General features: G+C 61.3%; 5 protein-coding genes. 3 read left to right on the forward strand and 2 right to left on the reverse strand.

The features are described from left to right. Positions 1-399: 399 nt before the first annotated feature. From PG5_RS12380 to PG5_RS12390, 3 genes are read left to right on the forward strand one after another with little or no spacing between them, the layout of a single operon-like run. Positions 400-2,121: a type I secretion system permease/ATPase gene (locus PG5_RS12380; RefSeq protein ID WP_020797466.1), complete on the forward strand. Its 1,722-nt coding sequence runs from the start codon at positions 400-402 to the stop codon at positions 2,119-2,121. Then, the gene (locus tag PG5_RS12385; protein ID WP_020797467.1) at positions 2,114-3,484 is read left to right on the forward strand and encodes an HlyD family type I secretion periplasmic adaptor subunit; all 1,371 of its coding nucleotides are present in this window, start codon (positions 2,114-2,116) and stop codon (positions 3,482-3,484) included. The genes PG5_RS12380 and PG5_RS12385 overlap by 8 nt, the downstream gene beginning before the upstream one ends. Positions 3,485-3,486: 2 nt before the next feature. Beyond that, positions 3,487-4,836: a TolC family outer membrane protein gene (locus PG5_RS12390; RefSeq protein ID WP_020797468.1), complete on the forward strand. Its 1,350-nt coding sequence runs from the start codon at positions 3,487-3,489 to the stop codon at positions 4,834-4,836. Between the two features lie 225 nt (positions 4,837-5,061). On the opposite strand, the gene PG5_RS34840 is transcribed toward PG5_RS12390, so the two are convergent. Together PG5_RS34840 and PG5_RS12400 are read right to left on the reverse strand one after the other, a co-directional pair. Then, positions 5,062-10,677, reverse strand: coding sequence for a putative Ig domain-containing protein (locus tag PG5_RS34840; protein WP_020797469.1), 5,616 nt, complete (start codon positions 10,675-10,677; stop codon positions 5,062-5,064). 199 nt (positions 10,678-10,876) lie between these two features. After that, positions 10,877-11,842: an endonuclease gene (locus PG5_RS12400; RefSeq protein WP_042955351.1), complete on the reverse strand. Its 966-nt coding sequence runs from the start codon at positions 11,840-11,842 to the stop codon at positions 10,877-10,879. Between the last annotated feature and the right edge of the window lie 32 nt (positions 11,843-11,874).

The following is an 11,874-nucleotide window of genomic DNA, read 5'->3' on the forward strand; positions in this document are numbered from 1 at the left end:
CTCGCTCCCACAAGGGATCAGGTGCACCCGTAACAGTCAGGTCGGCTTTAAGGCCGCCTCGCTTTGCTGTTGATCGCGGGCGCCCCACGGAGCAATGCCTTCGTTCTGGCAGTGGGGCGAAGCGAAACCCTAAGCCGCCGCTACCGCAGCAATGGACATGTACTCCAACAACAAGCGCCCGTGCCGATGCGCAACATACCCGCCCGTCACCCAATTAAAAGCCCGATGTCCATGACCGGCACTATCCCGAAGTCACGTTGTCAGTTATTGGCGCCTCTAACGACGAGATTCGTCTCTGATAGCGGCACGTCAGGCTGCATTTAGTGTTTCGCCCCTTGGGCTTACGCTCGCGATGGATTGCGTCCCGAACCGACTCATTCTTTTACGAGCGACATTCTATTGGGTTCTCTTCTCGATCCACGGCACGACATCGATGCCGCTCTATTAAGCTACCGCCGGGTGTTCTGGTCGTTGGCGCTGTTCAGTGGTGTGATCAACCTGCTGGTGCTGGTGCCGTCGCTCTACATGATGCAGGTGTACGACCGGGTACTCACCAGTCGCAACGAAACCACGTTGTTCATGCTCACCTTCATCGCCCTGGGGCTGTTGATGTTCAGCGCCCTGATCGAGTGGGTTCGCGGTGTGGTGATGATTCGCATGGGCGCGGGGCTTGACGATGCCTTGGGTGAGCGGATTTTCGACGCGGCCTTCGCCCGCAGTCTTCGCGAACACAACGCCAACCCGGCGCAAGTGCTCATCGATTTGGCGACGCTACGGCAATTGATCACCGGCCAGGGCCTGATTGCGTTGCTTGATGCGCCCTGGTTGCCGATTTTTGTGCTGGTAGCGTTCATTATCCACCCCTGGTTCGGCGTGCTGACGGTGGTGCTGGCCCTGGTGCTGATCGGTCTGGCCCTGTGGGGCGAATTGGCGACTCGAACGCCTCTGGGCGAAACCAATCGGCTCGGCGTGCAGTCCTCGATTTACCTGAACAGCTCCTTCCAGAATGCCGAAGTCATCCAGGCCCTGGGCATGCTCGGGCCATTACGCCAGCGCTGGAGCCTGCTGCAGCAGCGCATCGTTGCCGCCCAGGCCCATGCCAGCGACCGAAGCGCGCGGATCACCTCGATGACACGTTTCGTGCGCATCTCCGGGCAGTCGCTGGCCCTGGGCCTGGGCGCATTGCTGGTGCTCGAAGGCCAGTTATCGGCGGGCATGATGATCGCCATGTCGCTGCTGTTGGGGCGCGCCCTGGCACCCGTGGAAATCGCCATCGGCTCGTGGAAGCAATTCACCGCTGGCCGTCAGAGTTACCAGCGCCTGAGCCTGCTGCTTGCCCAACACCCGCGCGAGCGCCTGCGCATGCCTTTGCCGCCACCCACCGGCGCAGTACGTCTGGAGCAGGTGTACGTTGGCCCGCCCGGTGCCTCGCAACCGATCCTGCGCGGGATCAATTTCAGCCTCGCCAGCGGCGAAGTGCTCGCTGTCGTCGGCCCCAGCGCCAGTGGCAAATCAACGCTGGCCAGGGCGCTGGTCGGGATCTGGCCGGCGATGGGCGGATCGGTGCGCCTGGACGACGCCGAGATCAGTCAATGGTCTCACGACGCCTTGGGCCCCTACCTCGGATACCTGCCACAGGACATCGAATTGTTCGACGGCAGCGTGGCCGACAATATTGCCCGCTTCGGTGAGCAGGACGCCGACAAGATCATCGCGGCCGGACGTCATGCCGGCATTCACGAGATGATCCTGAAGTTCCCCAAGGGTTACGACACGCCGCTGGGCCCCGGCGGGCTTGGCTTGTCCGGCGGACAAAAGCAGCGCCTGGGGCTGGCCCGCGCACTTTACAGGCTTCCGTCGCTGATCGTGCTCGATGAACCGAACTCCAATCTCGATGAAGCCGGAGAGTTGGCGCTGGTCCAGGCTATTCGTGCGCTCAAGGCGGCCGGAAGCACCGTGGTACTGATAACCCATCGACCCAATGTACTGGCGGTGGTCGATCACATCCTGGTGCTCAAGGACGGCACCCAACAAGCCTTCGGTCCACGGGATCGGGTGCTCAAGGCATTGATTGCGGCGCCAAGGCCGGCAGCGGTCAAGGAGGCTGGCGAAGATGCATGACCTGACTCCGGGCACACAGGTGTACAGCGAGCAGCGACCGATCCTGCGCGCAAACCCGGCGCCGGCGGGTGCCAATACCGACGCGGGAAGCGTGGCGCGCTATGGCGTGGGTTTCCTGGTCCTGGCGCTTGGCGGCTTCCTGCTATGGGCCTGCTTGGCGCCGCTCGACCAGGGAGTCGTGGGCAGCGGCACGGTGGTCGTGGCGGGCGAACGCAAAGCGGTGCAGTCGTTGGTGGGTGGCGTTGTGGAAAAACTGTTGGTCAGCGATGGCGACCGCGTCAACCAGGGGCAGTTGCTGGTGCAGCTCAACACGGTGCAAGCGCGGTCACAACTCGACGTGACCCGGGGCAAGTTGCTCAACGCTCGCAGCGTCGAGGCGCGGTTGATTGCCGAGCGCTTGGGCACAACCGGCATCCAATGGCCCGCCGAACTGCTGGACCACGCTGAAGAGCCCCGGGTCAAGGCCGCCATGGCCTTGCAGAGCCAGCTGTTTGAGACCCGTCGCGCAGAATTGGGCAGTCGCTTGCAGATCATCGAACACGAAGCCGCGGCCTTGCAGCAGCAATTGCTTGGCTACGAAGGCGTCAAGCGCAACTACGACACGCAGATGCGCTTCCAGCAGCAGGAGCTCGAAGGCCTGCGTGAGCTGGCTCGCGAGGGCTATGTGGCACGCAACAAGCTGTTCGAGGCCGAGCGCAACGCCGCCCAGATGGCCGGGCAAATCGCTTCCGGGGTGGGCGATATCGGCCGGACACGCCAGGCGATCAATGAAAGTCGGCTCAAGGCCTTGCAGGCGCAACAGGAATTTCGTCGCGATGCTGAAATCCAGCTCAGTGAAGTCTCGGTCGAGGCGTCAGGCTATGCCGATCAGATCCAGGCCTTTGAGTTTGAAGTCGACAACGGTGCGATCCGGGCACCGGTGTCCGGGCAGGTAATGGACGTGAGCATTCATACGGTCGGCGGCGTTGCGCAGGCCGGTCAAACCCTGATGCAGGTGGTGCCGCTGGATGCGCCGATGGCGATCACCGCGCGTTTCGAGCCGTTGATGGCCAATAAATTGCGTCCGGGGCTGCCGGTGCACGTGCATTTCACGGCGCTGCAACGGGTGGACACCCCGACGGTCACCGGCACGGTGACGACGGTGTCGGCCGACCAGTTGATCGATGAACAGACCCACCAGCCGTATTTTTCCGCCAAGGTGGAAATTCCCGCAGACACCGTGGTGTCGCTACAGACCGCCGGCCTGCTGGTGCGCCCAGGCATGCTGGCCGACGTCACGGTGGTCACGGGTGAGCGCACCTTGATGAACTACCTGATGAAACCCTTGCGCGAACGCTTGCTCGCAGCCTTCAAAGAGGAATGAGCATGACCGTACGGTTCCGTTATAGCGCCCGCCTGTTGCTGAGTCTGTGTACCGGTTGGGGAGCATTCAGTCCCGTCTGGGCGTCCCAGGAGGCACTGAGCCTGACCGCCGCGTACGATGCTTCGCGCGTCAACGACCCGACCGTGCAATCGGCCGCCCATGCCTTTGAGGCGTCGACCCATGAAGAGGCGATCGGCCGCGGTGGCCTCTATCCGCAAGTGTCGCTGACGTCGCGCTACGGCTACGGCGGTCGTACCGATGGCGGCGATGACAGCAGTTACGTCAACAGTAACGATTACCAGTCGAACAATGTCACCCTGGCGGCGCAGCAACCGCTGTACGACAAGGGGCGCTGGGCGGCGTATCAGGAGGGCAAGGCGCGTGGGCAATTGGGTACCCAATTGTTCGACGTTGCCGGCCAGACACTGTACGACCGGGTTGCGAAAGGATACTTCGACGTCGCCCGGGCCGAGAACGAGATCAAGTTGATCGCCCAGCAAAAGGCCGCCATCAACGGGTTGGTGACGCAGAGCAAAAAACTCTACCAGGGCGGGCAGGGCGCGATCACCGATGTTGATGAAGCCCAGGCCCGGCTCGACCTGGTCGAAGCCCAGGAGGCCGAGGCCCAGGCTCGTCGGGTGGCGGCGTTGCGGGCATTGTCCGGTCGCGCCAGTGTCGCCATCGATGACATCCAGGCGATGGACGAAGAACTGCCCGCTGGCACCCCGATACCGCCGGAACGGGATCTGTCGTACTGGACGGACATTGCCCGTGAAGCCAACCCCGAGCTGGCAGCGCGGCTGGCGGCGGTGAACGTCGCCGAGGCTCAGGCCGACAGCCAACGCGCCGGGCATTATCCGACCTTGTCGCTGACCAGCCAGCTCAGTCGCCGGGAAAACCGTCAGTATCAGGAGCAAGACCCGCGACAGGATGCCTATTACGTGGGGGTTCAACTGGATATCCCGTTGTATAGCGGCGGTGCGGTGCGTGCGTCGGTGGCCAAGGCCGAGGCCCAGGTGGCCGGCGCCCAGTCCGATTATGATGTACAGCGCCAACAATTGGCCGAGGATATCGAGGCCGACTACCTGGGTGTGGTGGCCGGATTTGCCAAGAGCAAGGCCATGCAGCGGGCGGTGGAGTCCAATCAGCGGGCGCTGATCTCCACTCAAAAAGGTTTCCAGGGTGGCGTGCGATCCACGGTGGATATTCTCGATGCCCAGCAGCGGGTGTTCCAGGCACGACGGGATTTGCTCAATACCAAGCTAGACATGCTGCAAAGCTATGTAAGCCTGCACACCCATACCGGCCAGATGAACCGGGCAGTCCTGGAGCAAGTGCAAAACCTGTTCTGAGACATGAAGCAAGGGCAAGATTGACGCCTGCCTCCCCTCAAAGTGCAAATCCCTGTGGGAGCGGGCAAGCCCGCTCCCACATTTTGATTTGTGGTTGTCCTTGGATTTGTGGGCACGACAAACCACCTGTGGGAGCGGGCTTGCCCGCGAAAGCGGTGGGTCGGTCAGCATCCATGCTGGATCTGCCACCGCTTCACGAGCGGGCTCGCGCCTACAGGTGTTGACTCATGCGGTGAAATCGCTGGCGTGCAGCTCCTTGACCCCCACCAGTGCGAACTCGAACTCCGGGGTGGCGTCGGCGTTGACGCTGCCGTAGAGAATGCCATCGGCAAAGCGCAGCTGGCCGGTGGCGTTGGCAGGGTCGAACGCGTTGCTGCCGATGAAGGTGAAGGTATCGACAGTGGCGGTCAACGGGTTGGCGTCCAGGCCGGTGAAATCCAGGTGATCGCCCTCAGTGGTCTTGAAGCCATTGATCACATCGCGCAAATCCCCAATACCCATGTCCGACAGCGCACCAAATGCGTAAGTGTCCGCACCCGTGCCACCGGTGAGCGTGTCGGTGCCTGCTCCGCCGATCAAGCGGTCATCGCCGGAACCGCCCACCAGCGTATCGTTGCCCGCACCGCCGTTGAGTACGTTCGCCGCGCTGTTGCCCGACAGACTGTCGGCGTAGGCACTGCCGGTCAGGTTTTCGAAGAACTTCAAGGTGTCGAGCCCTGAACCCACGGTGTTTTGTTGCGCTGACGTCGAGAGCGTGACGGTGACACCGGACAGGGCGCGTTCGAAAGACACGGTGTCATTACCCTCGCGCCCGTCCAGCACATTGTTGCCCGCTGCGGCGAACAGTGTGTTGTCCAACGCATTGGCCGTTCCGTTGGCGGCGCCGGTGCTATCGATATACAGGTTTTCGACATTGGCACTGAGGGTGTAGGCCGCCAAACTGCTGTGCACGCTGTCGATACCTCCTGGCACCGGATTGCCTTGGGCCTCGATCACGCTGTCGTCGACGTTGTCGACATAGTAGGTGTCGTTACCGTCGCCGCCACTCATGCTGTCGGCCCCTGCGGCACCATTGAGCACGTTGGCGGCGGCATTGCCGGTGATGAAGTTACGCAGCTCATTACCGTTACCGTCGATCTCCGACACACCGGTAAGCACCAGATTTTCCAGATTGGCGCCCAAGGTCCAACTGACCGAGGCCTGTACCGTATCGATCTGCGCGGGTGAGGTGTTGGTCTCAACCACGCTGTCGGATGCGTTATCGACCACATAGATGTCATTGCCGTCGCCACCGGTCATGGTGTCGGCACCCAGGTCGCCATCCAGGGTGTCATTGCCCGAGCTGCCCACCAGGGTATCGGCCTGGTCAGTACCGGAGATCATGCCGCCCTGGTTTTGAGCGTTGTCGAAAATCGCCTGAACACTATTGTTGTCGCTGGGGTCACCTTGAAACCCAAGGTCATTGGCGATGTAGTCGGCCAGGCGCTGGCCGACGATTTCCGCCGATTCCTCGTGCAGGTGCCAGACGTCGTCCGGATACACCAGCGGATCGACTTCGTAGCGCAAGGGCAGGTCGGTGTAGTCCACCGCCAGCTTGACGTCGGTGCGCTCTGCAGCGATCTCCTCTTGGACGGCGCGGACATAACCAACGCCCTCGACGATGGAGGCAATCTTCTCGGGCGAATAACCACGGGCGCGCGCCGCATCCTCCTGGTAGTGGCCGGTTTCCATCATGTACACGCTGAAGCTGCCGAACTGGGTATGCAGGTAATCAAACACCTTCAGGGTTGCCGCCTTGTAGGCCGCGGCTGCCGCCGTCTTGTCGGTGGCGCGGCCAATCTCCTGGGCGGCTTCTTCGCCTTGTCCCCAAATGATGCCCATGGTGACGTTATCGATCGATTTCAGTTCGGTCAGTTGATCTCCCAGCAACGCTACGGCACGCAATAGCGCGGGCCCCGGTTGATCGGTGTCGGTCAGCCACCAGCACAACTTGAGTTCCTCGGCGCTTAGGGTCGACAGGCCGTTGACCGTGCTACCACCTACCGCGATGTCGATACCGTTGCCATCGGCATCGGTGAACTGGCTGCGCACGTCATAAGGCGTGTAGCGGTCCAGGTCCTTGACCAGCATCGAGGTGCCGGACTGATCGTCGTCTTCGGTCATGCGCAGCAGGCGCGCATTGGATTGGCCGAGGGTGGGCAGGTAGAGGATGTCCTGTTGCGCGCGCTCACCGAACACGAAGTCGCTGGCGGTCAGGGTGTTGAGGTAATTGCCATTGAGGGCAATCTCAAAACGGTTGCCATCGGCATCCGCTTCGGCGGACTTGACGTAAGTCTTGTCGCCAGCGGCGTTGAGGGTCATGTACAGCGTGCCATTGCTGCCGTCGCCCAGACCGAGAAAGCCCAGGCCCGACACATCGATCTTGTCGACGCCTGCGGTAAAGTCATAAATCGTATCGGTGGCGGTGATTCCGCCGGTGTCGTAGTCACGGTAGCTGTCGAGCACGTCGGTGTAGCGGAAGGTGTCGGCGCCATCGCCTCCGTACAGCGAGTCGCGCCCAGCGCCACCATCAAGGATGTCCGCGCCGGTGCCGGCCTTGATGGTGTCATTGCCACCCAGGCCAAGGATCAGGTCCGCGCCCGCCGTGCCGTTGAGGGTTTCGGCATTGTTGGTGCCGGCGATGGTAGTGGCCGGCGCATCGGCCACCGCCAGGGCGAAGCTGTCGCTGACTGAGGCTCCCGATGGATCGGTGGCCTTGACCAGGACGTTGTAATTGCCGGACGCCGTGCTCAGCGGCGTGCCGCTGAACGAAAGGCTGGTGGCGTTGAAACTCAGCCAGGCAGGCAGGGCGCTGCCGTCGGCCAGGGTCGCGGTATAGACCAATGCATCCTGGTTGGCGTCGGTGAAGCTGTCACGGGCCACCGTGTAACTGAATGGCGTGCTTTCGGTGGCGTTCTGGTCGAGCAGGGGAATGGTCACCACCGGCGCGACATTGCTCGAGGTGTTCTGGCCGGCGAAGACAAAATGACTCGCCGTCAGACTGCTCACCAGGTTGCCCGCCATCGACACTTCGAAGCGGTTGCCGTTGGCGTCGACGGTGAGGTCCTTGAGGTAAGTGCGGTTGGTCGACGCGCTGTAGGTCAGTTGCAGGGTGCCATTCAGACCGTTGCCCAGGGCCGTGTAACCAAGCGCCGCCACATCGATCTTGTCGGCGGTCACGTCGAAATCGAGGATCTGGTCGCTGACGCTGGTGGAACTGGTGCGGTAACTGTCGAGCGACGAGGTGTAGCGGAACACATCGGCACCCGCGCCGCCGGTGAGCTTGTCCGCCCCCGTGCCACCCACCAGGATATCGTTGCCCGCGCCGCCATTGAGCGTGTCGTTGCCGGCGCCACCGAACAGTTGTTCATTGGCAGCGGTGCCGGTCAGGGTGTCATTGTTCGGCGTGCCGTTGATCTGCGTGGAAGAGGCCGGCACATCCTGCACCGCGAGGGTAAAGCTGTCGCTGACCGTGGCGTTGCTGCCATCCGTCGCGGTGACCTGGATAGAGTAAGTGCCCGATGCGGTATCGCTCGGTGTTCCGCTGAACGTACGAGTCGCTGCATCGAACGTCAGCCAGGCGGGCAGGGCGCTGCCATCGGCCAGTTTGGCGATGTAGCTGAGGCTGTCGTTATCCGGATCGGTGAAGCTGGTGGCCGGCACCACGTAGCTGAACGGGGTGCTTTCCGTGGCGTTCTGATCGAGCAGGGGGGTAGCCAGCACCGGCGCCTGGTTGGTCGTAGACGCCGTGGCAAAGACAAAGTTGGCGCTGGTCAGCTTGTCGAGGTAGTTGCCAGTGAGCGTCACTTCGAAACGGTTGCCATCGGCGTCGGCGGCCAGCGACTTGATGTAGGTCTTGGTGCCGGTACTGTTCAGCGCCAGGTACACCGTGTTGTTCTTGCCATCGCCCAGGCCGGTAAAGCCGATGGCCGAGAGGTCGATCTTGTCGGCGCTGATATCGAAATCGGTGATCACGTCGCTGAGGTTGGCGCCGCCAGTGTTGTAGTTGCGATAACTGTCCATGCGGCTGGAGAAGACAAAAGTGTCCGCTCCGGCGCCACCGGAAAGGCTGTCCATGCCGGCGCCGCCGTCAAGCTTGTCATCGCCCGCGCCGCCAGCCAGGCTGTCGTTGCCTGCCAGGCCAAGCAAGGTGTCGGCCGAATCGCTGCCTGACAACGCGTCACTGGCGCTGGTGCCGGTGACCACGCGATTGAAGATGAAATTGCTGGCGGTCAGGGTGCTGGCGAGATTGCCCGAAAGAATCAGCTCGAAGCGATTGCCGCTGGCGTCGGCGTCGTAGTCCTTGATGTAGGTACGGTCATTGCTGGCGCTGTAGCTGACCTGCAGCGTGCCGCCACGGCCATTGCCCAGGCCGGTGAAACCAAGGCCGGCGAGGTCGATCTTGTCCTGGGTGACGTCGAAGTCGGTGATCGTGTCATCGAAGCTTGCGGTGGCGTTGCGGTAACTGTCGGACTGCGAGGAGAAACGGAAGGTATCGGCGCCGGTACCGCCCGTGAGTTTGTCGATGCCCGCACCGCCCACCAGAATGTCGGCACCGGCTCCGCCGTTGATGGTGTCGTTCCCGGCTGCGCCGAAGAAGATCTCGCTGGCGGTGCTGCCCAGCAGGGTGTCGTTGCCAGCCGTGCCTTGCACAGTGGTCATCGGCACCGTGGCACTGGCGTAGCTGCCGTCGCCATAGACCAGCGTCGCGCCTTTGCTGGTGTGGCTGATGGTGTTGCCGACGATGGCGTTGCGATCGGTGCCGTCTTCATTGCGCTCTGCAACGCCATAGGTCGACAGGTCGCTGCCGCTGATGATGTTGCCCTGGATCGTATTGTCACTGCCGTTGAAGTACTTGCCGGACACGCCCAGGGTGTCGTCGTAGGACTGGATGATGATTTCCGGAACGGGGTTGCCCAGGGAGTTGTTGTTGAGCGTGTTGTCGATGATCTCGACGTGATTACTGCCGTAGATGCGCACCCCGGCGCTGGCGTTGTCGTGGATATCGACGCCAGTGACCGTGACTTCGCTGGACAGCTTGATCAACACCCCTTCAGCACCGTTGCCGTACACCTCGCCACCGGTAATGGTGATATTGCTCGGGGAGGGAATGTCTTCGCTGCCGCGCTGCACCACGATGCCATTGCCGCCGTTGTCGTAGGCAATGTTATTGGTCAGGGTGAAGTCGTGGGTGCTGGTAACGACGTTGAAACCGTGCCGGTCGTTATCGTAGGCAATGTTGTTTTCAAAGGTGCTGTCGCTCAGGAAGTCAGCGACGAAGCCATCCAGGCCATTGCCGTGGGACACGCTGTTCTTGATGACCATGTTGACGGTCTGCTCGTGGGGATCGAAACCATACCCGGAGCAATCCTTGATCTCGACGCTGTCGAGGGTGACGTTGGAATCGTAGCCTTCTTCGCCGGGAATGTAGCCGTTGAACCATCCGTCGACCTTGCCCGTGGTGTTGTCGCGGTTGCCGTCGATGGTCAGATTACTGACCCCGAAATCGTGGGTTTCCTCACCATAGGCGGAGCGGATAACGCCCGTGATCTTGGTGTCGGAGCCGTCGGCCACCTTGACGTTGGTGACGCCCATCCCGTCGCCGTACAGGTAGACGTTGCTCTTGAGCATCAGGCAACCGTCTGAGGGTTCCGTCCCTGCGGAAACGATGTAGGTTCCGGCTGGCATATACACCTGACCGCCACCAGCAGCAGCTGCCGCATCAATGGCACTCTGTATCGCCGCCGTGTCGTCGGTACTTCCATCGCCTTTAGCGCCAAAATTTTGTACGTTGAATATCATTAACTTATCTCCGTAACAGGCTAAACCGCAGCGCACGCCAATATTCCATCGACGATCAGCTTGTTAGGACTCGGAGGAACGCGAAAGTTATGACCGCATATCGGAAGTACGGGAAAAGCACGAATATAAATGATCAGTGGTCGGAACGGCCTTTGCTGGAAAGGCCGTTCTCTTGACGTTGCCGGGGGCGGCAAACCCCCTATTTGCAGTTGCCTGCCTTTCGATATCCCGCCGCCTGAGCTTCAGATTCTGACGTGAAGGAGACCTGATTTTTCGCGGACATCTGAGCATACCCAGGGCACCCGATGGAGAGGTGGTAGACCTGGCTATTTCGGTTGCCAATGATCAAGCCTGCGCCGGTCGCGCTGGCCAAGGTTGGCTGGGCTGCTGTTCGCGGAGGATTGACAGGAATGGCGCTAACCACCCCATCACCCACTGCCTTGTATCCTTGCGACCATCGACGCTCGCCCGTTACGAATGGATTGGAGTGCCCCATGATCGCTGCAATGCGTCGATCCCGCTCTATTTCCCAAGGCGAAACCGGGTACTGCTTGTCCCAAGCCATCAGTAGCTGTTGCTGCTGACGTGACATGCTCAGTTTGTATCTGTCGAACATGTAAAAGGTTGTTCGGGCAACCAGCCCTTTGACCTCGTCACGCGGTTCCGCAGCATGTTGGTCGAAATCCACCCGCGTCTTGCATTGGCCATACTGCGGCGCTATCCCGGCGGCCATGCCGTAGTTGAAATTACTCCGGTCGCCGTTCACCTCTCCAACAGAGGGGTACAGGTTGAACAGGTCTGCTTCCATTGCTCGAAACACAGGATCATCGTCTACACAGTGTTCGCGCCCGCCGTTCTTCCAGCATTGGCGTTGGTTACCGAACGTCCAGGCGGGAACGATGTGTTCCCACTCAGTCCGCTGCGCACGATTCTCGTGTTTCCTGGCCTTGAGGCCGCATGATTCGGCATCGATACGGCCACCCGACTTACCGACCCACGTCCATTTGCAGCCGCAATAGAGCTCGCCCATGGCGCTGTTCGCCTGGTCGAGGTAGATCTTCTGCTTTGCGATGACCTTGGCTTCGGAGAAGGTCGATGGAGGACTGGAAAAGGCGGGGGTAATGATCGAGAGCGACAGCGCTACGATGGCAAGCAGTTTTTTCATTGGACAGCTTAAGCGATTGAAAGGAAACGCAT

This window comes from Pseudomonas sp. G5(2012), from assembly GCF_000408945.1.
GTDB lineage: Bacteria > Pseudomonadota > Gammaproteobacteria > Pseudomonadales > Pseudomonadaceae > Aquipseudomonas > Aquipseudomonas umsongensis.

Coding starts and splice junctions, on each gene's coding strand:
- PG5_RS12385 (WP_020797467.1), top strand. CDS start 2,114: ATGCATGACCTGACTCCGGGCACACAGGTGTACAGCGAGCAGCGACCG.
- PG5_RS12390 (WP_020797468.1), top strand. CDS start 3,487: ATGACCGTACGGTTCCGTTATAGCGCCCGCCTGTTGCTGAGTCTGTGT.
- PG5_RS34840 (WP_020797469.1), bottom strand. CDS start 10,677: ATGATATTCAACGTACAAAATTTTGGCGCTAAAGGCGATGGAAGTACC.
- PG5_RS12400 (WP_042955351.1), bottom strand. CDS start 11,842: ATGAAAAAACTGCTTGCCATCGTAGCGCTGTCGCTCTCGATCATTACC.